This is a genomic window from Hypericibacter terrae (assembly GCF_008728855.1).
Lineage (GTDB): Bacteria > Pseudomonadota > Alphaproteobacteria > Dongiales > Dongiaceae > Hypericibacter > Hypericibacter terrae.
The window spans coordinates 5,120,900-5,144,170 of sequence record NZ_CP042906.1; the positions used below are offsets into that span (position 1 = coordinate 5,120,900).

At 66.6% G+C, this 23,271-nt stretch carries 19 protein-coding genes; 9 read left to right on the forward strand and 10 right to left on the reverse strand.

Features of this window, described 5'->3' with window-relative positions; genetic code table 11:
* Positions 1-189: 189 nt before the first annotated feature.
* The 5 genes from FRZ44_RS23425 (at position 190) to FRZ44_RS23445 (ending at position 7,162) form a co-directional block, all read left to right on the forward strand.
* Positions 190-1,626: a DHA2 family efflux MFS transporter permease subunit gene (locus FRZ44_RS23425; RefSeq protein ID WP_191908265.1), complete on the forward strand. Its 1,437-nt coding sequence runs from the start codon at positions 190-192 to the stop codon at positions 1,624-1,626.
* Between the two features lie 120 nt (positions 1,627-1,746).
* Entirely contained in the window at positions 1,747-3,282 is a 1,536-nt protein-coding gene (locus FRZ44_RS23430; RefSeq protein WP_151179452.1) for an AMP-binding protein, read from the forward strand.
* Positions 3,283-3,401: 119 nt separating this feature from the next.
* On the forward strand, positions 3,402-4,775 hold the full coding sequence (locus FRZ44_RS23435) for a malonyl-CoA decarboxylase (RefSeq protein ID WP_151179453.1): 1,374 nt from the start codon (positions 3,402-3,404) through the stop codon (positions 4,773-4,775).
* Between the two features lie 64 nt (positions 4,776-4,839).
* A complete protein-coding gene (locus tag FRZ44_RS23440; protein ID WP_151179454.1) occupies positions 4,840-6,285 on the forward strand; it encodes an amidase in 1,446 nt (481 codons plus the stop codon).
* A gap of 97 nt (positions 6,286-6,382) precedes the next feature.
* Positions 6,383-7,162, forward strand: a complete 780-nt coding sequence (locus FRZ44_RS23445; RefSeq protein WP_225308417.1) for an amino acid ABC transporter ATP-binding protein — start codon at positions 6,383-6,385, stop codon at positions 7,160-7,162.
* Here the strand turns inward: FRZ44_RS23445 and FRZ44_RS23450 are convergent.
* The 4 genes from FRZ44_RS23450 to FRZ44_RS23465 form a co-directional block, all read right to left on the reverse strand.
* Entirely contained in the window at positions 7,152-7,895 is a 744-nt protein-coding gene (locus tag FRZ44_RS23450) for an ABC transporter permease (RefSeq protein WP_151179456.1), read from the reverse strand. The genes FRZ44_RS23445 and FRZ44_RS23450 overlap by 11 nt on opposite strands.
* Positions 7,895-8,611: an ABC transporter permease gene (locus FRZ44_RS23455; RefSeq protein WP_151179457.1), complete on the reverse strand. Its 717-nt coding sequence runs from the start codon at positions 8,609-8,611 to the stop codon at positions 7,895-7,897. The genes FRZ44_RS23450 and FRZ44_RS23455 overlap by 1 nt, the downstream gene beginning before the upstream one ends.
* Before the next feature lie 128 nt (positions 8,612-8,739).
* Positions 8,740-9,534, reverse strand: a complete 795-nt coding sequence (locus FRZ44_RS23460) for a transporter substrate-binding domain-containing protein (protein ID WP_151179458.1) — start codon at positions 9,532-9,534, stop codon at positions 8,740-8,742.
* A 166-nt stretch (positions 9,535-9,700) separates the two neighbouring features.
* Entirely contained in the window at positions 9,701-10,735 is a 1,035-nt protein-coding gene (locus FRZ44_RS23465) for a M14 family metallopeptidase (RefSeq protein ID WP_191908266.1), read from the reverse strand.
* 163 nt (positions 10,736-10,898) lie between these two features.
* Here FRZ44_RS23465 and FRZ44_RS23470 point away from each other — a divergent pair, with 163 nt between their 5' ends.
* Positions 10,899-11,804, forward strand: coding sequence for a LysR family transcriptional regulator (locus FRZ44_RS23470; RefSeq protein WP_151179460.1), 906 nt, complete (start codon positions 10,899-10,901; stop codon positions 11,802-11,804).
* Between the two features lie 3 nt (positions 11,805-11,807).
* Here FRZ44_RS23470 and FRZ44_RS23475 read toward each other — a convergent pair whose 3' ends face one another.
* On the reverse strand, positions 11,808-12,203 hold the full coding sequence (locus tag FRZ44_RS23475; RefSeq protein ID WP_151179461.1) for a RidA family protein: 396 nt from the start codon (positions 12,201-12,203) through the stop codon (positions 11,808-11,810).
* Positions 12,200-13,165, reverse strand: a complete 966-nt coding sequence (locus tag FRZ44_RS23480) for a dihydrodipicolinate synthase family protein (RefSeq protein WP_151179462.1) — start codon at positions 13,163-13,165, stop codon at positions 12,200-12,202. The genes FRZ44_RS23475 and FRZ44_RS23480 overlap by 4 nt, the downstream gene beginning before the upstream one ends.
* A gap of 246 nt (positions 13,166-13,411) precedes the next feature.
* Between FRZ44_RS23480 and FRZ44_RS23485 the strand changes: the two genes are divergently transcribed.
* A complete protein-coding gene (locus FRZ44_RS23485; RefSeq protein ID WP_151179463.1) occupies positions 13,412-14,581 on the forward strand; it encodes an aminotransferase class V-fold PLP-dependent enzyme in 1,170 nt (389 codons plus the stop codon).
* A 4-nt stretch (positions 14,582-14,585) separates the two neighbouring features.
* Here FRZ44_RS23485 and FRZ44_RS23490 read toward each other — a convergent pair whose 3' ends face one another.
* On the reverse strand, positions 14,586-17,672 hold the full coding sequence (locus tag FRZ44_RS23490; protein ID WP_151179464.1) for a response regulator: 3,087 nt from the start codon (positions 17,670-17,672) through the stop codon (positions 14,586-14,588).
* 124 nt (positions 17,673-17,796) lie between these two features.
* On the opposite strand from FRZ44_RS23490, the gene FRZ44_RS23495 reads away from it, so the two are divergent.
* Positions 17,797-18,450 (forward strand): response regulator, encoded by a 654-nt coding sequence (locus FRZ44_RS23495; RefSeq protein ID WP_151179465.1) that lies wholly within the window; start codon positions 17,797-17,799, stop codon positions 18,448-18,450.
* A 245-nt stretch (positions 18,451-18,695) separates the two neighbouring features.
* Positions 18,696-19,127 carry a response regulator gene (locus FRZ44_RS23500; RefSeq protein ID WP_191908267.1) on the forward strand — a complete coding sequence of 144 codons (432 nt, stop codon included), beginning with the start codon at positions 18,696-18,698 and terminating at the stop codon, positions 19,125-19,127.
* On the opposite strand, the gene FRZ44_RS23505 is transcribed toward FRZ44_RS23500, so the two are convergent.
* From FRZ44_RS23505 to FRZ44_RS23515, 3 genes are read right to left on the reverse strand one after another with little or no spacing between them, the layout of a single operon-like run.
* Entirely contained in the window at positions 19,114-20,283 is a 1,170-nt protein-coding gene (locus FRZ44_RS23505; RefSeq protein WP_151179467.1) for a mandelate racemase/muconate lactonizing enzyme family protein, read from the reverse strand. The two genes, FRZ44_RS23500 and FRZ44_RS23505, sit on opposite strands and share 14 nt — an antisense overlap.
* Positions 20,280-22,379 (reverse strand): dipeptide ABC transporter ATP-binding protein, encoded by a 2,100-nt coding sequence (locus tag FRZ44_RS23510; protein WP_151179468.1) that lies wholly within the window; start codon positions 22,377-22,379, stop codon positions 20,280-20,282. The genes FRZ44_RS23505 and FRZ44_RS23510 overlap by 4 nt, the downstream gene beginning before the upstream one ends.
* Entirely contained in the window at positions 22,376-23,269 is an 894-nt protein-coding gene (locus tag FRZ44_RS23515) for an ABC transporter permease (RefSeq protein ID WP_151179469.1), read from the reverse strand. The genes FRZ44_RS23510 and FRZ44_RS23515 overlap by 4 nt, the downstream gene beginning before the upstream one ends.
* Between the last annotated feature and the right edge of the window lie 2 nt (positions 23,270-23,271).

A 23,271-nucleotide genomic window follows, 5' to 3' on the forward strand; every position in this document is an offset into this window, starting at 1 on the left:
CCGAGGCCAGGACTGGCATTGCAGGGGCCGATCCGCCATCTTGCTTGTCATGGATGGCAGCCATCTGAAATTGGCGCAACTGAGGGGCGTTCGTCGCCTTATGGTCGATGACGGATGCATCGTTCGCGCGTCCTCTCGCCCCGGCGCCGCTCTCTTCCGGCGGCTCTCCTCCGACTTGAATTCCGGTTCATGACCCGCGTCCGGCCTTCCTCGCCCATGACCACGCCGCTGATCGTCGCTTGCGCGCTGTTCATGGAGAACCTCGATTCGACGGTGGTGTCGACGGCGCTCCCCACCATCGCGAAGGCCTTCAACGAGAACCCGGTCCATCTCAATCTCGCAATCACCTCCTATCTGCTGAGCCTCGCGGTCTTCATCCCGATCAGTGGCTGGGTCGCCGACCGCTATGGCGCGCGCCATGTCTTCCGCATCGCCATCGTCGTCTTCACCCTGGCCTCGATTCTCTGCGGCCTCAGCAATTCATTGGCCGAGTTCGTCGCCGCGCGCATGCTGCAGGGCATGGGCGGCGCCATGATGGTCCCGGTCGGAAGGCTCGTGGTGCTGCGCGCCGTCAGCAAGACGCAGCTCGTCAGCGCCATGGCCTATCTGACCGTGCCGGCGCTGATCGGCCCGGTGATCGGGCCGCCGCTCGGCGGCTTCATCGTCACCTATTTCTCCTGGCGCTGGATCTTCTGGCTGAACCTCCCGATCGGCGTGCTCGGCATCGTGCTGGCTACACTCTTCATCGCCGACGCGCGAGAGCCGAAGACGCCGCCCCTGGACCTGAGAGGGTTCATCCTCAGCGGCATCGGCCTGTCGGGGCTGGTCTTCGCCTTCGAGACCATGGGCCGCGGCATCCTGCCGAACTGGATCGTCGGCGTGCTGCTGGTCGCGGGCCTCGTCACCATCACGCTCTATGTGCGCCACGCCCATCGCGTGGCCCATCCCGTCATCGACCTGAAGCTGCTGCGCATCCAGACCTTCCGGACCAACATCTGGGGCGGCACGCTGTTCCGCATCGGCATCGGCGCCCTGCCCTTCCTGATGCCGCTGCTGCTGCAGTTGGGATTCGGGCTGTCGGCGCTCAATTCGGGCCTGCTGACCTTCGCCGCCGCCGCCGGCGCGCTGTTCATGAAGCTGACCGCGGCCCCGATCCTGCGCCGTTTCGGCTTCAAGCGCACGATGATCGCCAACGCCATCATCAGCGCCATCTTCCTCGCCAGCTACTCCTTCTTCCAGCTGGGCACGCCCGGTTGGGTGATCCTGGTGCTGCTCCTGGCCGGCGGCTTCTTCCGTTCGCTGCAGTTCACCGCGCTCAACACCATCGCCTATGCCGACATGCCGCCGGAGAAGATGAGTCTCGCCACCAGCTTCGCCAGCATGGCGCAGCAGCTCTCCGTGAGCCTCGGCGTTGGCGTCGGCGCCCTGGCCCTCCATATCTCGGTCTCGATGCATGGGAGCCAGCTGAACGTCGGCGACTTCACCTTCGCCTTCTATGTGGTGGCGATCTTCTCCGCGGCCTCGGCCTTCACCTTCATCGCCCTGCCCGCCAATGCCGGCGACGAGGTCAGCGGCCATGGCCGCGTGCCGGTCCCCAAGCCGGCGCTGGCGCCCAAGGATTCCTGAGCCATATCAACAGGAAACCGGTGCAGGCCTTGTGTCCGGGGGCCCTCCCATCGACAATCGCTCGAGACCGGCGCCGGCTTCCGGCCGGACCTGACGTCAACGAACAAAAAGATTCGCACCATGTCGGCCAATCGCAATCTCTTCGCCATCCTGGCGCGCAACTTCCCGAGGGATCCGGGAGCGCCGCTGCTGGAATCCGCCGACGGGTCCATCCGCAGCTATGCCGAGATCCTGGACCTGAGCGCCCGCATCGGCCGTGCGCTCCGCGCCGCCGGCGCCACGCCCGGCGAGCGGGTCATGGTCCAGGTGGAGAAGACGCCCGAAGCCCTGGCGCTCTATCTCGCGGCCCTGCGCATCGGCGCGATCTATCTGCCGCTCAACACCGGCTATCGCCGCGACGAGGTCGAGTATTTCCTGGCCGATGCCGCGCCCAAGGTCGTGGTGGTGACGCCGGGCTCGCCGCTGGCCGACGAATCGCTGATGAAGGATCACGGCGCGCGGATGCTCACCCTCGACGCCGAGGGCCGCGGCAGCCTGATGGACGCGGCCTCGCGCCAGCCGGCCGAGCTCGAGGATTTCGTCTGCGACGACGATACGATCGCGGCGATCCTCTACACCAGCGGCACCACCGGCAAGCCCAAGGGCGCCATGCTGAGCCACGGCAATCTCTCCTCGAACGCCGCAGCCTTGCATGAGATCTGGCGCTTCGATCCGCGCGACCGGCTGCTGCATGCGCTGCCGATCTTCCATACCCACGGGCTCTTCGTCGCGCTCAACACCACGCTGATGAACGGCACCAGCATGATCTTCCTGCCGCGCTTCGACGCGGCCGAGATCGTCCGCCTGCTGCCGCGCGCCACCGTGATGATGGGCGTGCCCACCTTCTATACGCGCCTTCTCGCCACGCCCGAATTCACCCGCGACTGCTGCCGCCAGATCCGGCTCTTCATCTCAGGCTCGGCGCCGCTGACGGTCGAGACCTTCAACGCCTTCAAGGAGCGGACCGGCCACACCATCCTCGAGCGTTACGGGATGACCGAAGCCAACATGGTCTCCTCCAATCCCTACCTGCGCGATCGCGTGGCGGGGAGCGTCGGGTTCCCGCTGCCGGGCGTGAGCCTGCGCATCGCCGACGACCAGGGTCGTGCGTTGAAACCGGGCGAGGTCGGCGGCATCGAGGTCAAGGGTCCCAACATCTTCCATGGCTATTGGCGCAATCCGGAGAAGACCAAGTCCGAGTTCCGCGCCGACGGCTTCTTCATCACCGGCGATGTCGGCCGCATCGACGAGCGCGGCTATGTCCATATCGTCGGCCGCTCCAAGGACCTGATCATCTCCGGCGGCTTCAATGTCTATCCCAAGGAAGTGGAAACGGTGATCGACGCGCTGCCCGGCGTCGCCGAATCGGCCGTGATCGGCGTGCCTCATGCGGACTTCGGCGAGGCCGTGGTGGCGGTGGTGGTGGCCAGACCCCAGGCGGCGCTGGCCGAGCGCCAGATCGCGGAGGCGACGCGCGAGCATCTGGCGACCTACAAGGCACCCAAGGCCGTGTTCCTGGTCAAGGAGCTGCCGCGCAACACCATGGGCAAGGTGGAGAAGGCCAAGCTGCGCGAGACCTACAAGGCGACCTTCGCGCAAGCAGCGGCGGTGCGGTGACGCTGCCATCAATTTGCCCCGAAACCGGGGTAAGAATCCGATCGCGCACCTTTAGAGTGGCGCGGGAATCGGCCTTGCCGGCGGGCCCCTGGAGAGGCCGGCATAACGGAGCGATCATCATGACGGCGCCCCTGATCGGCGGCATTCTCGACCAGATCATCGAAGCGGGCCGGCGGTTGCTGTCGCAGCAGAGCAGCCCGGCCGCTCCGGGTGCCGGGCTCGACGCGCTCTGCGCCCGGGTGCTGGCGCAACGCGGCGAAGCGACGGCGCTGGCGGCCGCCAGCGAGCTCGCGGCGCGGCTCGAGCGCCTGACGCCGGCCGAGGAGACGAAGTTCTTCCGGACCCTGGCGACGCGCTTCGGCGCCGACCGGGAGAAGATCCTGGCCGCTGCCGAGGCCTATCGCCGGGAGGACAGCCCCGCCCATCTGCACCAGCTGGGCGAGGCGGTCGAAGCGCCGCGCCAGGAGTTGCTGCGCCGACTCAACATGGCGCCGGGCGGCACGCGGGCCATCGTCAGTCTGCGCGAGCGCCTGCTCGGGCGCCTGGCCGAGGATCCGGCCTTGCGCGCGGTCGATGCCGATTTCCAGCATCTGCTGGGCTCCTGGTTCAACCGCGGCTTCCTCTATCTCGAGCGGATCGACTGGAACTCGCCGGCCTCGCTCTTGGAGAAGATCAAGCGCTACGAATCCGTGCATGAGATCGCCAACTGGTCCGACCTGCGCCGGCGCCTGGCGCCCGACCGCCGCTGCTTCGCCTTCTTCCATCCGGCGCTGAAGGACGAGCCGCTCATCTTCATCGAGGTGGCGCTCGGCCGCGAGCTGGCTTCCTCGATCCAGCCGATCATCGATCCCGACGCCTCGGCGCTCGATCCGGCGACCGCGACCCACGCGATCTTCTTCTCGATCAACAATTCGCTGAACGGGCTGCGCGGCATCTCCTTCGGCAATTTCCTGATCAAGCAGGTGGTGGTCGAGCTGCAGCGCGAGCTGCCGCAGCTCAAGACCTTCGCCACGCTCTCGCCGATCCCCTCCCTCCGCGGCTGGCTGGGGCCGGCGCTGGCCGACGCGGCCGGACTCGATCTCGATCCCGCCGAGCGACAGGCCTTGTCGGCGCTGCAGCAGAAGCCTTCGGTCGATGCGACCGACCTGGCCCCCTTGCGCGACTCCCTGACCGGCCTCTGCGCCCGCTATCTGGGCGGCGTCCTCGGCGGGCCGCGGCCCGCCGATCCCGTCGCCCGCTTCCATCTCGGCAACGGCGCGCGGCTGGAGCGGATCAACTGGCTGGGCGATGTCTCGCCCAAGGGCCTGCAGCAATCCTTCGGCATGCTGGTGAATTACTACTACGATCTCGATAATCTGGAGCTCAATCACGAGGCCTTCGCCGAGGCGGGCAAGGTGGCGCTGTCCAAGGAGCTCGCGCGCCTCATCGCCGCCAAGCCGCGACCGAAGGCACGACCCAACGACAGAACGCCCGCGATCGTGACGGGAAGCTGACACCGAAGAAGCGATACCGGGCCCGAAAGCCGGGCCGCGAACCGACCGGGGGGACCGACGTCACATGAAAAGCAGAGTTGAACTCGTGCGGCTGAGCGCCTGCGCGGCCGTGGACCTTCTCAAGGACGGCGAGATCTCGCCGCTCGATCTGGTCGAGGCCTCGCTGGCGCGGATCGCCGCCGTCAATCCCGCCGTCAACGCCATGGTGACGCTGGCGCCGGAGCGCGCGCGCGAACAGGCCAAGCGCATGATGGCGCAGAAATCGAAACCGAGCGACGAGCGCGGCTGGCTCGCCGGCCTGCCCTTCGCGGTCAAGGATCTCAACGACCTCGCCGGCGTGCGCACCACCTATGGCTCGCCGATCTTCGCCGACAATGTGCCGAAGCGTTCCGACATCATGGTGGAGCGGCTCGAAGCCAATGGCGGCATCCCCATCGGCATGAGCAACACGCCCGAGTTCGGCGCCGGCGCCAACAGCTTCAACGAGGTGTTCGGCGAGACGCTCAATCCCTGGAACACCAGCCTCAATGCCGGCGGCTCCTCGGGCGGATCGGCGGTCGCGCTCGCGACCGGCCAGGTCTGGCTCGCGACCGGCTCGGATCTCGGCGGCTCGCTGCGCACGCCGGCGAGCTTCTGCTCGGTGGTGGGCCTGCGGCCGAGCCCCGGCCGCGTGGCGGCGGGCCCCGGCGAGGTTCGTTTCGACACGCTCTCGGTCAACGGACCGATGGGACGCAATGTCGAGGACACGGCCCTGATGCTCGACGCCATGGCCGGCTGGCATATCGAAGATCCGCTATCGCTGGAGGCGCCCGCGGTGGGCTTCCGCGAAACCGCGCGCCAGCACCGCGTGCCGAAGCGCGTCGCCTTCTCGACCGATCTCGGCATCACGCCGGTGGCGCCCGAGACCCGCGCCATCTGCAAGGCGGCGGCCGAGCGCTTCGCCGCGATGGGCGCCGTCGTCGAGGAAGCCTGCCCGGATTTCCACGGCGTGGCGCAGGCCTTCCAGACGCTGCGCGCGGTCGATTATGCCGCAACCATGAAGCCGCTCTATGACCGCCACCGCGACAAACTCAAGCCCGACGTGATCTGGAACATCGAGCGCGGCATGAAGCTGACAATCGAGGAGATCGGCAAGGCGCTGCTGCGCCGCGGCCGGCTCTATGGGCAAATCGCGGAGTTCTTCCAGACCTACGACATCCTGATCGCGCCCGCGGCCTGCACCCCGCCGCTCGACGTCAAGATCCGCTGGGTGCGCGAGGTGGACGGGCAGAGCTTCGACAATTATGTCGAGTGGCTGAAGATCGCGAGCGTCGTCACCATGACCTCCTGCCCCTCGATCGCCGTGCCGGCCGGATTCACCGCCGACGGCAGGCCGGTGGGCGTACAGATCGTGGGGCGCCCGCGCGGCGAGGCGGCGCTGCTCTCCGCCGCGGCGGCCTTCGAGGAAGCGACGGGTTTGGCGAAGCTCATGCCGATCGATCCGAGGCCGGGGCCCGCCTACCAGCACTGATCCCGCCGCAAGCTCAGTTCGAGAGATCGCCATCCATGGCAGCCGAGGGGCGCCGCAGGATGGAATCGCCCTCTCGTGGAATCTGCTGGAGTCGACCTTGACCGACGCCTTCCATTCTCCCGCCATCGAACTGCGCGGCCTCCGGCTGGCCTTCAGCGCGAACCCGATCCTGTCGGGCATCGACCTGTCGGTCGCAGCCGGAGAGCGCCTCGCTTTGATCGGCCCTTCGGGGTCGGGGAAATCGACGCTGCTGCGCTGCGTCAACGGGCTCGAGCGGCCCGACGAGGGCGAAGTGTTTATCTTCGGGGAGCCACTGGCGCGTCAGGGGCGGTCGCGGGTCCAGGCCCGGCGGCGCATGGGTATGATCTTCCAGCATTTCAATCTCTACTCGATGAAGACGGTGCTGGAGAATGTGACCCTGGCGCCGATTGCGGTCGGCGGGCTGAAGAAGACGGAGGCCGAGCGGATCGCGCGCACCTGTCTCGGCCGCGTCGACGTGTCGACGCTAGCCGACAAATATCCTTTCCAGATTTCCGGTGGCCAGCAGCAGCGTGTCGCCATCGCCCGGGCGCTCGCCATGCAGCCCGAAATCCTCCTGCTCGACGAACCGACCTCGGCGCTGGACCCGGAGCTGGTGCAGAGCATGCTCGAATTGATCCAATCGCTGGCCGGCGACGGCATGACGATCCTCTGCGTGACGCATGAGATCAATTTCGCGCGCCGGCTGGCCGACCGGATTCTGTTCATGGCCGAAGGCCGGATCCTGGAGTCCGGAAGGCCGGACGAGCTGCTCGACCGGCCTCGCTCCGAACGGCTCAAATCCTTCCTCGCGACCCTGGGCTCGTCTCGCGCTCAGGCGGAGGCAATCACAGGATAGGTCTCGGCTGCGGTCCGGGCCGGCGCAGGTGCGAGGGTGCGCGTGGCCGCAACCTGAGCTCGGGCGAAAGCCGGCGCTCGGCCATGCCGACCAGCCGCGTCAACCCGAAGATGAGCAGAAGATAGATGATTCCGGCCGAGATCAGCGGCGTGAAGGGATCGTAAGTGTTGAAGTAAACCGAGTTGGCCGAGGCCATCAGGTCGATGATCGTGACCATGCTGGCGGCCGAGGTGCCCTTGAGCACGAACACCACCTCATTGCCATAGGCCCTGAGGGCAATGCGTGCCGCATGCGGCATGACGATCGAGCGGAACAAGCGAAGCCGGCCAAGGCCGGCGACCTCGCCCGCCTCGATCTCGCCGCGCGGCACGGCCCGCAAGGCGCCGGCCAGGATCTCGGCGACATAGCCGGCGGAGTTGAGCGACAGCGCCAGCACCGCACAGACGTAAGGCTCGCTCAGTAAAATCCAGAGCGGCGAATGCCGCAGGAAATCGAACTGCGGCAGGCCGTAGTAAATGAGATAGAGCAGCACCAGCAGCGGCGCGCCGCGAAAGACGAAGATGAAGCCATAGCCGAACCAGCGGACCAGGGCGAAGCGACCATTGCGGGCGAGCGCCACGGGCAGCGCGATCAGGCCGCCGCCGACGAGCGACAGGACGAAAAGCTTCAGGGTCTCGAGAGTGCCCTGCGCCAGCAACGGCAGGCCGGCCAAGAAGGTTTCGAGGGAGAACATCAGGTCCCTCGCGCCGCGGCCAGATGCCGGAACAGCCGGCGGTCGATCGCGTATTGGACTGCCATGGTCGCGGCTGAGAGCAGGAGATAGGCGACCAGCACGGCGAGGTAGAAGGTGAAGAACTGCTTCGTATTCTCACCGGCGGTCCCGGCCGCCCGCACCAGGTCCTCGAGCCCAATCGCAGAGACGAAGGGCGTGTTCTTGACCACCACCATCCACATATTGCAGAGGCCAGGAAAGGCGTACCGGACCGCGATCGGCAGCGTCACCAGACGGAACACATTCCAGCGGCTCATGCCCAGAGAGCGCGCCGCTTCAACCGCGCCTCGCGGCACGGCGAGAATGGCCCCCTTGAAGACCTCGCTGGTATAGGCACCCTGGATCAACCCCAGGGCCGCCATGCCCGCCCAGAAGGCGCTGACCTCGACATAACCCTCGATACCCAGGAGCGAGAGCAGACCGCCCAGCGCGAAGGAGCCGCCGAAATAGAAAAGGAAGATCACCAGCAGCTCGGGCACGCTGCGCAGCACAACGCCGTAGGCGCCCAGGAGCCATCGGACCAGGCGCCCGCCATAGAGCTCGCCCATGGCGCAGAGGAGGCCGAACAAGGAACCAAAGATGAAAGAAACCGCGGCAAGCTTGAGCGTGAGGACGGCGCCGAGCAGCAGCTCGTCGCCCCAGCCGGGCCCATAGGCGAACAGTGACGACAGATCCATCGGCCCCAATCTTACAATCGCGGCTGGCGCGAGGTCGGGCTTCGCAACCCTCGGGATCCGGTCGACCGGCCCGTTGATCGAGCGGGCGGCCGATCCCCAATCGGGACCGGCACGCCCGCCCCGGCAGCTTACCAGTTCTGATCGGCGCGAACGCTCATGCTGCCGAAATATTTCTGCGAGATTTTGTCGAACGTGCCGTCCTGGTAGAGCGAACGGATCGCATCGTCAATCTTCTCGCGCAAGGCGCCGTCACTCTTTCGGAACACGGCGCCGGCACCGACGCCGAAGATCGCCTTGTCCTTGATTTCGGGGCCCACGAACTCGAATGCCTGGCCCTCGGGCGTCTTCAGGAATTCGGCGCCGGCCAGCTGCTCGTTGAAGGCCATGTCGATGCGGCCAGTGACGAGATCGGCATTGATCTGATCGATCTTGTCGTAGCCGCGGATCTCGACCACGCCGTCATACTTCGCCTTCAGGTATTTCTCCTGCGTGGCGCCGGCATAGACACCGACCTTCTTACCCTGAAGGCCTGCATTCGAGATCTCGATGCTCGAACTCTTATGCGCGATGAAGCGATAGGGCGTGTCGTAGTAAGGCAGCGAGAAATCCACCGCCTTCTTGCGCTCCTCCGTAATCGACATCGAGGAGAAGATCATGTTGTATTTGCCGGCCAGCAGCCCGGCGATCAGTCCGTCGAAATCCTGCTTCACCCATTCGCATTGCAGCTTCGCCCGCTCGCAGACGGCATTCCCCAGATCGATCTCGAATCCGGTGATAGTCCCATCCGCCTCGGTCTTGCTGAAGGGCGGGAAGGATGCCTCCGTCGCCACCTTGATCGTCTCCGCGGCCACATGGCCTGGTGCGACAATGACCGCCGCCAGTACCGTTGCCAGCGCAACGCCCATCAATCCTCGAACCGCCATGTTCGCCTCCTGTTCCGATGTGGCGAGCGCTTGTTCGATGGCGCCGCCGCTTGTTTCCTTCGCCTGCCATGGAACCGTGATACCGCGCGCCGTTGCATTGCCATGTGTCTAAATCCAGTTCGCGGTTCCGCAAACCGAAAGACGAAATCGGATCGCCCTGAACCGGTCAGGGTGAAAAGGGCTCGGCGATATAGAGCAGATCTTCGCCCGGTTGAACCGGCCCACGGCGCGCCGCGGCGACCAGGATGCCCGAGGACGGCGCCCGGACTTCCTGCCGCGCCAGAGTACCCGAGTCCAACTGATAGAGATCGGCGACCGGCTGCCCCCGCTCGACCTCATCGCCCAGCCAGCAGCGGGGCACGAAATGCCCTTTCACGGGTGCGGCCAGATAATGCTCCGGACGGGCCAGCAGCAGCAGGCGCGAGCGGCTCTGCGCCGCCAGGCGTGCCGCCGGGTCCTTCAGCACGCCGAAATGGTGCAACAGGTTGCGCAGGCCGTCGCGCGCCACTTGCATCGAGACCGGCGTCACCCGGCCAGCACCGCCGATCTCGGAAGAAATGGCGAATTTTCTCAGCTCGCGCGCCGCCCCTTCCAACGTCCCGCGATGCGGCATCGCGCCCTCGGCTTTCACCTCGTCGAAGACGATCGCATAGGGCGCGTCGAACGCCATCAGGGCCGGCAATCCCGCTGCCAGATCCGGGCTGCCGGGGCGGCCCTGGAGGTTGGAGCTCAACACGAACTCCATCGCTTCACCGCCCGAATGGATATCGATGGCGACATCCGCGCGCCCGATGAGCGCGCTGGTCACGAAGCGCGCGATGGCAGCGCTCGGGCCCTCGCCAGCAAGACCAGGAAAGCGGCGATTGAGATCGGCGTCATCGATCGGCGACCGCCGCGCGCCCGCGAGGCAAGCCGGCCGGTTGAGCGTCGGCGCGATCAGGAGCAGGCCCGATACCCGGACCGGATCCAGCCGATGGATCAGCTCGGTGGCCGCGATCTGTCCTTCGAACTCGTCGCCATGCGTGCCGCCCGTCACCAGGACCGAGGGTCCCCTGCCGCGACGGCAGACCACCAGCGGCCATGCCAGCCGCTGCGGGCGATTGTCGTGAACGTAATCGAGCTGGACCCAGTAGCGGCGCAGGCCGTCGCTTTCGAAATCCAGATGCTCCGGCATCCCCTCGATCCATGCCTGATCGGGCATCGCTGCTTCCTCGATTTCACCGATCGGCTTTGCCGCCGATCTTCCACCTGGGCTTTCTTGCATAGCCGGATCGAACAGCCCATGATCTTTCATCGAAACTTGTTTCGGGTCGGGCGAAGCGACGACCCGGCTCGAGGGAACGGCGACAGGACCTGCAGGAAACATGATCGGCCGGCTCAGCGACATCGATTTGAGATTGCTCAGAATCTTCGTCGCCGTGGTCGAATCCGGCGGGTTCTCGCTAGCCTCCGCGCGGCTCAATGTCTCGGAATCGACCATCAGCTCGCATATGTCGGACCTCGAGAAGCGGTTGGGCATGCGGCTCTGCGAACGCGGCCGTGCCGGATTCCGCCTGACCGACGATGGCGAGGAGGTCTATCGCGCGACGACCGAGCTGCTCGAGGGAGCGACGCGATTTCGCGACCGTCTCGCGACCTTGCGTTCCGATCTCGGGGGCACCCTCAAATTCGGCCTCCCCGACGCCATCGTCACCAATGCCAAGGCGGGGCTGGTGGAATGCCTGCAACGCTATTGCGAGCGGGCACCCGAGATCTCGCTGCAGATCCACATCCTGACGCCGCGCGAGCTCGAGCATGGCGTCCTCAATGGCTCGCTCCATCTGGCGGTGGCGCCGGAGCACCGCCGCGTCAGCGGCCTCGAATATGTGCCCCTCTTCATCGAGCACAACTATCTCTATTGCGGGCGTGGCCATCCCTTCTTCGACCTCGCCGATGAGGCGATCGGCCCGGATAGGCTCGATGCGGCCAATCGCATCTCGCGCGGCTATCTGGAGCGGTTCGACGAGGAGTTCTTCTCGACCCCGACGCACCGCGCCGTGGTGCATCAGATCGAAGCGGCGGCGCTCTTGATCCTGACCGGCCGCTTCATCGGTTTCCTGCCGGACCATTACGCGGCGGAATGGGTCGCGGAGGGCCGCATGCGGCCGATCAAGCCAGATGCGATCGAGTTCCGGTCCCCCTTCACCATCATCACCCGGCGCGACGCCGATGCGAGTCAGCGGGTCTCAACCTTCATCCGCGAGATGCGCCAGGCTCTGGCGGATATCTGAGCTTCAGCCGCCTGCGCCGATTCCGGCCACGACATCGACCTCGATCCGGGCATCGATGGTGAGTCGCGCCGCCATGGTGACGCGAGCCGGCGGATTCTTCGGAAACAGCGTCTTATAGACTGCGTTGAACTGGTCGAAATCGCCCGAATCGGACAGGATGACGTTCACCTTCAGGATGTCGGCCAGGCTGCAGCCCGCGCTCGCCAGAACCTTCTCGATATTGCGGAAGGTCTGCAGGGTCTCAGCCCCGATACCGCCGGTCACGATGCGATCCTCGTCGTCGAAGGCGACCGTGCCGGAGACGAAGACCAGATCGCCGAACTTGACGGCGAGCGAGATCGGCAGTCCCTCGATATTGGCGCCGCCGATGACCTGTTTGCTTTTCGAAGCCGGGCTCATGGATATCCTCGCGATAGGTACGGTGAACCGTTGCTGGCCTCGCCCAGGATGAAGTGCTGCGATTGAGCGAGCGTGATAGGAAGAGCGCGGAAGCTGCGCAGCAGATCGCGCCGGGCCGACTCCGGCAACCGTCCCAAGGGCGGGCGCATCGGCAGCCAGCCGGTATCGCCGGTCTCCGCTGCCAGGATCTCCTTGAGCGCTTCCGTGACCGGGTATTTCAACAGCAGTCCCGACCACAGATCCTGCAGCGCGCGCTGATGCGCCTCGATTGTGGGGCCGCCTTCCTGCCAGCCTTCATGGATTTCGGCCAGCAGCCGCGCCGCGATATTGGCGCCGGCCGTGATCGAGCCGGCGCCGCCGGCGCGCAGCAGGGGCAGCAGCAGATCGTCGTCGCCGGTGAAGACCGAGAGCTGGGGAAACCGGGCGACGATCGCTTTGGTGTTGCCGAAATCGCCCGAGCTGTCCTTCAATCCCGCGACCTGGCGCGGCCAAGCGGCGAGAAGCCGCTCGAGCAGGCCGGGGCGGATGGGAACCGCCGACATGGCCGGGAAATGATAGAGATAGAGCCGAACGGCCTCGCCAGAGGCCTCGACAATGCGCGCATAGGCAGCGAAGAGACCATCCTCGCCAACCTCCTTGAAGTAGAAGGGAGGTGCGACCAGAATTCCGAGACAGCCACGCTCGGTCGCATGGCGGCTCAGGCGGGCGGCGTCGGCTACCGCCGCGGCCCCGGTCCCGACTAGAATCCGGTTCGCCGGGACTCCATCCTCGATCAGCCGGTCCAGCGCCGCGATCCGTTCCTCAGTTGTGAAGGACGCAAACTCGCCGGTGGTCCCGAACGGCACCACGCCATGGCAACCATGGTCGAGGAGCCAAAGTGCCAGCCGCGCGAAACCCTGGCGGTGGATCGCGCCCTCCGCTTCCTGCGGCGTCAGCATCGCCGCGAACACACCCGCCGCCATGATCACCTCGACTCCCTAGGGCAAATACCGCCTCAGGTCCCATATGATCGCGACTTTCCACCGCGGCGCGGCACCGGGAACATGGCAGATGCGTCAAGTGAACTTCAGGGCTCAGGGATTGGAGCGTCCGCGAGCTGCTTACCGGGCGCGCTTTCCAAGTTCATATCGAGACATGCCCATTTTTCTCCAGCGGCCGGCGGCGATGATCGCCCGTAACGACCCTCGATCATTGGAGAAGAAGCCGCCATGAGCCCCATCCCGCAGGATCCCGCCAGCACTGGCGTGGTCTTCCACCATTTCGGCGTTGTCCCCGTCATCAATGCCTGCGGCATCTATACCGATCTCGGCGGCTCGCGCCTGTCGCCGCGGGTCTGGGCGGCGATGACGGAGACCAATCGCCATTTCGTGCGGATGACCGATCTGCTCGACCGGACCGGCGAGCGCATCGCGGGGTTACTGGGAGCCGAAGCGGCTCGCGTCACGCCGGGTGCCGCCGCCGCCATCATGCTCGGCACCGCCGCCTGCATGGCCGGCACCGACGGCAGCCGGTCGCAGCAGCTTCCCAACACCCACGGCATGAAGTCGGAGGTGCTGATCCAAGCCGGCCATCGCTACAAGTATGACCGGCAGACCATCATGACCGGCGCAACGCTGATCGAGATCGGCAGCGCCAACGGCGCGCGGGTCGATCAGTACGAAGCGGCGATCACCGAGCGCAGCGCGATGATCCTCCATCCCGCCCACCTGGACGGCAAGCCCGGGACGCTTTCCCTGGAGCAAGTCTCCGCGATCGCACGCCGGCGCGGCGTCCCGATCCTCGTCGATGCCGCATACATGAATTACCCCACCGACATCATGGGCGCCTATCTCGGGCGCGGCGCCGATCTGGTGGCGATCAGCGCTAAATATTTCGGCGGCCCCAATGCCGGGGGCTTCATCATGGGGCGCAAGGATCTGGTGGCGGCCGTCACCAATGTGCATTTCACCCGCTACGAGTCCGGCCAATATCTCAAATATGGGCGCCCGTTGAAGATGGACCGGCAGATCGTGGTCGCGGTCGCGGTGGCGCTGGAGGAATGGCTGGCCATGGACCACGAGGCCCGCTTCGCGAACTATGTCCGACAGGTCGGGTTGCTGAAGGAGAAACTCACGGGGCTGCGCGGCCTGTCCCTGGTGCCGATGAATTTCACCATGGATGAGCGTCTCATTCCCGAGCCGGTGAACTGCCTGCTGGTGGGTTTCGACAAGGCCGGCTTCGGTCTGTCGGCGGCGGAAGCCGCCGAGGCGCTCAAGAACGGCATGCCCAGCATCATGACGGTTCTGGAGGGCGACAAGCTCGCCATCGTCATGGACGTGCTCGAGGACGACGAGGTCGGGCTGATCGGTGACCGGATCCGTACCTTGGCGCGCGGCTGACCCTTCAACTCGCCGCCCGCAGCAGCGTCGACACCGTCTGTCCCAGCACGACCGGGTCGACCGGCTTCGGCAGGAACGCGCTCACCTGGGCGCGGGTGGCCGCGGTCTCGACGGTGCTGTCGGCATAGCCGGTGCAAAGAATGCAAGGGATGTCCGGCCGGCGGCCGCGCAAGCGGGCGATCATCTCGAGCCCCGACAGGACCGGCATGTTCTGGTCGGTGATGACGAGGTCCCACAAGGCAGGGTCGTCCTCGAACGCCTCGATCGCGTCCTGTGCCCGGGTGGCGACGGCGACCTCGTAGCCCAGCCGCTCCATCGAGGCCGCGACCATGTCGCCGAAATCGTCATCGTCATCGACCACGAGAATGCGCCGGCGGCCGCCCGCGGGTCGGGCGGGTCGCGACCGCGCCGCCGCCGGCCGACCGGCCGAGGCCTGTGGCAGCCAGATGCGGAAATCGGTGCCCTCGCCGGGCCGGCTGGTGACGGCGATGGCGCCGCCCAGTCCGGTCACGATGCCCTGCACCACCGGCAGGCCGAGGCCGGTGCCGTGGCCGGCAGGCTTGGTGGTGAAGAAGGGATCGAAGATCCGCTCCAGCACCTCGCGCGACATGCCCATGCCGGTATCGCGCACGCCGATCCGGATGTAATCGACCGTCCGATCGACGCTGCCGGCGACGAGGCGGGAACCCGAGAGAGTTTCCGCCACCGGTTCCGCCTGCTCGAGCTCGCGAGCCGCCTCGGCGCCGGACTGGCCGCTGGCCTCGATCGCCACCGAGCCGGTGCGGCCCAGCAGCGCATCGCTGGCATTGACGCAGACATTGACCAGCACCTGACCCAGCTGCGCCGGATCGCCGTCGATCGCCAGATCGGGTGCCGCGGCCCGCGATTCGATGCGCGTGGTGCCGGGAAGGGTCGCCCGCAGCAGGGCCACGGTCTCGTCGAGGATCGGCGCCAGCGGAATCCGCTGCGCCTTGGTTTCCTTGCGCCGGGAGAAGGCGAGGATCTGCTGGATCAGTTGCTTGGCGCGCGTGGAGGCGGTGAGGATGCGTTCGCCATAGAGATGGATGTCGGAGTTCTCGGGCGTGTCCTCGACGATGAAGCGCGCGAAGCCGGCGATGGCGCCGACGATATTGTTGAAGTCATGCGCGACGCCGCCGGCGAGGCGCCCGAGCGCATCCATCTTCTGCGCCTGGGTCAGATGCGCCTGCACGCGGCGCAGCTCGGTGATGTCGGTCATGGCGATGCCATGCGCGATCGCCTTGCCCGCGCCGTCGATCACCGGAAAGGCGGAGACCAGGATGTCATGGGCCCTGCCGTCGGCCAGCGGCGCATTGATCTCGCGCGTGACCAGGGCCGATTGGGTCTCGGCCTCCTGCTGCAGCAGCCGCAGCGCGCGCTGGCTTTCCACGCTCCAGCCGGCCTCCGCCAGCATGATGCCCTCGGGCAATTCCTCCAGATCCTGCCGCGCCGCGCCGAACCAGCGCGCCACCGTCTCGTTGACCACCAGCAGCCGGCCTTCGGACTTGAGCACCACGCCGATCGGCATGTTGTCGAGCACGGCGCGGAAGCGCTGCTCCTGCTCGCGCAGGCGCCGCTCGCTCAACTGGCGTTCCAGCTCCGCCGCCGCGCGCGGCGCCAGCGCGCTCAACACCACCCGCACCAGATCGGGATTGGTCATGGGCTGGCGCGCCAGGAGAACGAGGACACCAATCGGCGTTCCGGCGCTGTCGCGCAAGGGCGTGCCGGCATAGCCCTCCATGCGATGCTGCGAGAACACCGAATCGTCCGGATAGAGATCGGTGATGCCGGCCGCCTGGAGGAGGAACCCCTCCTTCATGACCCGCTCGGAAGGCGTGCCGGCCAGCGTGTAATGCGGGACCGTCTCGGTGTTCTCCCGATCATGCCATGCCAACACCAGCGCATGCTGGCGGTTCGGGTCCGGTGCCGCGACGAACGCGACATCGACCTCGGTGCGCTCCACCAGATGGCGGACCAGTGCCTGGAAATAGCCTTCGCCGACTGCATGGGCGACGCCGTCCACGATGGCATCCAACGCCGAGCGCGTCTCGACCTGGGCCGTCAGATCCCTGGCGGCCCCGCGATAGCCGATGAAGCGACCGGACTCGTCATGAATCGGCTTGGCGCTGGCCATGATGTGGATGATCCGGCCGGTTTCGCCATGCCGCGTCTGTAGCATCAGGTTGCGGAAGGGCCGCCGGTATTCGAAGCATTCCAGCAATTCGGGCCAGGCGCCCGACATCTCGCGGCCGGGTCGTACTCTTTTTATGGTCTGGCCCAGATAGTCCTCGGCGGGAATCCCGGTGCTCGCATAGATCTGTGGCGAGACGAAGGTGAAGCGAAGGTCGCGATCGATCTCCCAAACCCAGTCCGATGCGAGATCGACCAAATCCTCGAAACGCCGCTGGTTCGCTACCGCGGTGGTTTCAGCCCGCTGACGGCTGGCCACCTGCGCCAGCATCCGCTCGATGAGGTAGCGCTGGGAGGCGAGCGCCAGCAGGATCGAGGAGGTCAGGCGGAAACCCGACCGGATGAGGCTGCTGGCGAGGAATCCCGTTTCAGTACCGGCGATGAGGGGCAAAAGGCCGTAGGAGATGGCCCAGCCCAGGCAGAGCCAGGTCAGGGCGCCGTAGTACCAATAGCCGGCCTCGCGCCAACGCTGGGAAAAGGCCCAGGTGGTGGCGAGCAACCCGACAATGATGAGGGCGGTCTCGACCATGGTCAGCACGGCCGTCGTCGGCAGTGACGAACGTAGACCCGCCAGCAAGGTAACGAGGACGATGGCGACGGCCGCCAGCAAGCGCCAGGGAATCGGCCGGCGCGTATATTGCAGCGCACCCAGCAGGAAACCGACCGTGGTCAGGCCGGTGAAGACATCGATGACATAGGGAGCGCCCTCGAAACTGAAGAAGGGGACGCCCAGGACGTTGGCGACCAGCCCCAGCATATGCAGCACGCCAAAGGTGCCCAACGCCGGCTCGGCATGGTCGAGGCGCCACATCAACAGCAGCAGGGCGCCGCTGATGAGGCTGGTCAAAATCAGGAAAAGGCTGCCGGCCTCGTAGATATTCATCAGGGTCCTCGCCCGACCGTTTCTAGCACCCCCCGGACTGGGGCCGCGGCGGGCTGAGGTATGGGGTATTCGCAATCGCCCTATACCTTCGTATAGTCGTAGGAATAACGGCCCTGGGTTGGCGATGCCTCCTGCAACAGTCTTAATTGCCGACGACCATCCGCTGTTCCGCGCGGCGCTTGCGGATTTGATCCGCCGGACCCCCGAATTCGAGCTGGTGGGAGCGGTGGAGGCGCTCGATCCCGCCTTGTCGTTGCTGGCGGAACGCCCCTGCGACCTGGCGCTCCTCGACCTGCGGATGCCGGGCATGACCGACCTCTCGGTGCTCTCGGCTTTGCGGGCGAAGCATCCGGACACCAAACTGGCCCTTATTTCCGGCAATCTCGACAGCGAGGCGGTTTCGGGCGGCCTCAAGAATGGAATTGTCGGCTTCCTGCCCAAATCGTTCGATCCGCCCGTCATCCTGGCCGCGATAAGACTGATTCTTTCCGGGGCCATCTATGTGCCCCATGAGTTGGCGGCGCTGGCCAGCGAGCCGGAATCCTCGCCCTCCGCGGCCAGCAGTGACGAGCCCTCGACCTTGACCGAGCGGGAGCGCGAAATCCTGACCATGATGGTGGCGGGCGCGTCGCATAAGGAGATCGCGCGGTCGCTCGGGCTCGCCGAGATCACGATCAAACTCCATGCCCAGCGCATCGTGAAGAAGCTGGGCGTGCGCAACCGCGCCGCCGCCATCGCCAAGGCCGTCCGCGATCAGTTGGTCGATCCAACAATCTGAAACGACTGAAACAATTCGGCCGCCGGCACTTCCCCATACCGACGCATAATATGCCTCGCGCGTCGCGACTTTGCCGCTATCCCCGCTATGGTCCGCCCCAACGCAAGACCGGGCGCTGCCGCTCATTATGGCCAGCGCCGCACAGCGTCTTGTTTCGTATCAACGCCGCGGAGACTGAGACCAGTCTCGGACCGGATCGGGTCACAGAGACGATCAGGCTTCTGCCAAAGGCTAAGGAAGAGCCCGTGCAGGACATTCTTGTGGTGGATGACGATCCGTCATTCGCCGATTACATCACGACGCTGCTGCGTCGCGATGGCTACAGTGTGACCTGTGTCGATTCGGGAGAGAAGGCGCTCGAACATTTGGCCGAGCATCCCTGCCGTGTCGTCATCACCGACGTGCTGATGCCCGACATGGACGGGATCGAGCTGCTGCGCGAGATCGGTCAGCGCGGCCTCGATATCGCTGTGATCGGCATCACCGGCGGCGATCAGGACATGAACAGCCTGGTCTCGCGCCTGTTCGATGCGATGGGGGCCGCCTTCGTCGCGATGAAGCCGATCGAGCCGCAGAAATTCCTGGCGCGCCTTGCGTACCATGCGGGCCGCAACGGGGGAGACCCGGCGGCGCCTTACCTGGATGGAACGTCGATTCTCCGCTTCAGGCGACCGTAAAGGCCTTGAGCGCCTCGTCGCTGACGGTGATGCCGAGGCCGGGCTTGGTCGGCAGCGGGATCACGCCGTCGACCACGGGCAGCTCGTCCGGCACCAGCTCGCGCCGCAGCCGCGAGTCCGAGAGGCCGTGCGGCAGGAACTCGATGTAGCTGCAGGTGGGCGCGATCGCAGCCAGATGAGCCGAGGCCGCGATGCCGATCGCCGATTTCCAGCAATGCGGCACCACCACGATGCCGCGGTCGCGCGCATGCATCGCCACGCGCCGCGCCTCGGTCAGGCCGCCGACGCGGCCGACATCGGGCTGCACCACATCGAGCGCGACACGATCCATCAGCTCGAGGAATTCGAAGCGTGAGTTGAGCCATTCGCCGGCGGCGACCCGCATCGGCGAGGCCTTCACCAGCTTGGCGTAGCCCTCGTAGTCGTCGCTCGGCAGCGGCGTCTCGATGAAATAGATGTCGTCGTCGGCGAACATCTCCATCGCGCGGAGGGCCTCCTTCCAGTCCTGCCAGCAATAGGCGACGTCGACCATCAGGGTCATCTCGGGCCCGACCGCCTGGCGGCAGGCGCGCACGATCCGCGCGATCTCGCGATCGTCGGGAATCTGCAGCGAGTTGTGCGAATAGGGGCCCTTGATGCAGATCTCGAGCTTGGCGGCCTTGAAGCCAAGGCGCTTGGCCTCGACCGCGCGATGCACCAGCACCCTGGTATATTCGTCGAGCGTGTTGCCGTCGGGCAGCAGCGAGGCATAGGGCGTGATGGTGTTGAGGGCGCCGCCCAGCAGCTGCCAGCAGGGCTTGTTCTCGGCCTTGCCCTTGAGGTCCCAGAGCGCCATGTCGAGCGCACCCATGGCACAGATGCCGAGGCCCCGGCGCCCGGTCATGGCCGAGCCCTTATACATCCGCTCCCACAAGCCTTCGACATCGCTCGGATCGGCGCCGAGCAGCATTTCCTTGAGACCCAGCCCCATGATGTGGGTGCCGGGCGCCTCGATCATCGCTTTCGCCACCCAGGGATTGGTGTCGGTCTCGCCGATTCCCACCAGCCCGTCGTCGGTGTGGATCTTCACGACCAGATTGTCCTGGGCGGAGCTGCAGGCATCGGCCCGGTAATCGGGCACGAGCAGGACGAAACATTCGATCTTGGTGATCTTCATGGCGGGTTCTCACGCAGAGAGCGGGTGGAGGGCGTCGGCGTCGCGGAAGGCTCGTCGGGCGGCACCCATTGGGCGCGCGCCGTCAGCTCGTCGAGCGGCAGATGGCAATAGATCGACACGCCACGCTCGGTCTTGCGCCAGGGCGGCGCCTTCTGCTCGCAGATCGGCCCCGGCTGCCAGGCGCAGCGCCCGGCATAGGGACATCCGGTCGCGAGCGCCGGTCCGGCCGCGACACGACGAACGTTTGCCGTCGTCCGGCGCGGCCGGTCGGGATCGGGGACCGCCATCAGGAGACTGTGGGTGTAGGGATGGAAGGGCGGCGAGAAGATGTCCGCCGTGCGGCCCACTTCCATGAGCTGGCCCTGGAACAGCACGCCGATCTTGTCGGCGATCGAGCGCACCACGGCGAGATCGTGCGAGATGAAGAGCATCGCCACATGATGCTCCTCGCGCAAGCGGCGCAGCAGGTCGAGGACGTTGGCCTGGACCGAGACGTCGAGCGCCGAGAGCACCTCGTCGCAGAGGAGCAGGGTCGGCCGCGCGATGAGAGCGCGGGCGATCGCGACGCGCTGGCGCTCGCCGCCCGAGAGCTGGTCGGCATAGCGCTCGGCATAGCCGGCATCGAGACGGACATCGGCCAGAGCCTCGAGCACGCGCTCGCGCATCGCGACCCGGTCGAGATCGAAGAACATCTCGAGCGGACGGGCGAGGATCGTGCCGATCCTGGCGCGCGGGTTGAGGGAGGCGTCCGGATTCTGGAAGATATACTGGATCTCGCGCCGCTGCTCGCCCGAGCGCTCGCGCACCAGCCCTGCCAAAGCCAGGCCGTTCAGCTTCACCTGGCCCTCATGCGGCCGCAGCAGGCCGCTGACCGCACGCGCGACGGTCGACTTGCCGCTGCCGGATTCCCCCACGAGCGCCAGCGTCTCGCCGCGCGCGATGGTGAGGTTGACGTCGCGCACGGCGACGAAGGGCAAGGCCCCCAGGAAGCGCGCGAGTGCGCCGCCGCCGGTCCCGTAGGCGATCGAGAGATGATCCAGCGCCAGGAGCGGCGGATCGGGCTCGGCAACCGCCCGGGGCAGCGCCGCTTCGCCCGCGGCCGCGACGCTGGGGGCGAGGAGGCTCCGCCAGCGCTGGCAGGCGACTTCGTGCCCGGGCGCCACGGCATCGAGCGTCTGATGGTTGACCGCGCAGCTCGCCTCCGCGAAATCGCAGCGCGGCTGGAACGGACAGCCCTCGGGCAGCTCGTTACGGCGGAGAAGGCCGCGCAAGGGCCGCGCGACCGGCTCGTCGGGCCGGTCGATGCGCGGGATCGAGCCGATCAGGCCGCGCGTATAGGGATGACGGGGCTGGTGGAAGAGCTCGGCCACCGGGGCGATCTCGACCATATGGCCCGCATACATGACGCCGACCCGGTCGGCGATCTGCGACAGCAGCCCGAGGTCATGCGTCACATAGAGCATCGAGAGCTTGATGCGCCGGCGCAGATCGATCAGCAGCTCGACGATCTGCTCCTGCGTCGTGACATCGAGCCCGGTGGTGGGCTCGTCCAGCACCACCAGGTCGGGATCGCAGGCGAGCGCCATGGCGATGCAGACGCGCTGCTGCTGGCCGCCGGAAAGCTGATGCGGATAGCGCTCGACCAGCGCCTTGGGCGTCGGCAGCCCGACCAGCCCGAACAGCTCGATCACGCGCTGGAGCGCCTGGGTCCGGTCGGGGACGCGCTTGTGCAGCAGCAGGATCTCGGTGACCTGGTCGCCGACCCGCATGCCCGGGTTGAGCGCGGTCGTCGGGTTCTGCGGCACGAAGCTGATCCGGTTGCCGCGGATCTGGTCGAGCTCATGGCGTTTCAGCTTGAGGAGATCGCGTCCACCGAACTCGATGCGGCCGCCATCGACCCGGCTGCTGGGATGGCGATAGCCGAGGAGCTGAAGGGCGACGGTGGACTTGCCGCATCCGGATTCGCCGACCAGGCCGAAGGTCTCGCCGCGCTCGATCGCGAAATTGACGCGATGGAGCACCGACAGCCAGCCCTCCTGCTGCCGGTATGAAACCTGCAAATCCTCCGTGCGCAGCAGGATGTCGCCGCCGTTCATCGGTCGCCCAGCCTGACGCTGCGCCCGAGGATGCGCGCGAGGCCCTCGGTGAAGAGATTGAGCCCGACCACGAGCGAGGCCAGCGTCAGGCCGGGCCCCAGCACGGTGATCGGCGAGACCATCAGCAGGGCGCGGTTCTCGCTGATCATGAGGCCCCATTCCGGGGTCGGCGGGCGCAGGCCGAAGCCCAGGAAGCCCAGCGAGCCGATCAGCACCGGCGCATAGCCGGCGCGCAGCGCGAACTCGACCAGCAGCACGCTGGTGGCGTTGGGCAGGAGCTCGCGGCGCATGACCGACCAGGGGCTCTCGCCCCGCAGCCTTGCCACCGTGACATAGTCGCGGGTGGCGATGTCGATGGCGGCCGCGCGCGCCATGCGGGCGATGCGCGGCGCATAGACCAGCGCCACCACCAGCACCACCAGGACCGGATTGCCCGCGACCTCGGGGCCGGCGGCCGCCATGGCGAGCAGCGCCAGCACCAGGAAGGGAATGCTGATCAGCGCCTCGATGAAGCGCTGCAGGATGTCGTCGAACCAGCCGCCGATATAGCCCGACAGCAGTCCGACGATGGCACCGATGACGAGCCCGAGCGCCGTGCCCGACAGCGACAGCAGGATCACGATATGCGAGCCATAGACGACGCGGCTGAGGATGTCGCGGCTCAGCTGGTCGATGCCGAAGGGGTGGGCCCAGCTCATGCCCGAGAGCGGGATGCCCGCCCCCATCTGGGAATAGCCATAGGGCGCCCAGAACGGGCCGGTCACGGCGACCACCAGATGCACGAAGAGAATGAAGGCGCCGATGCGGAAGCTCTTCGGCGTGCGGTGCCAGAAGGCGCGCAGGCGACGGGCGCGGGGACGAGGTGCCGGCTGGACGGTGACGGCGGCCATCG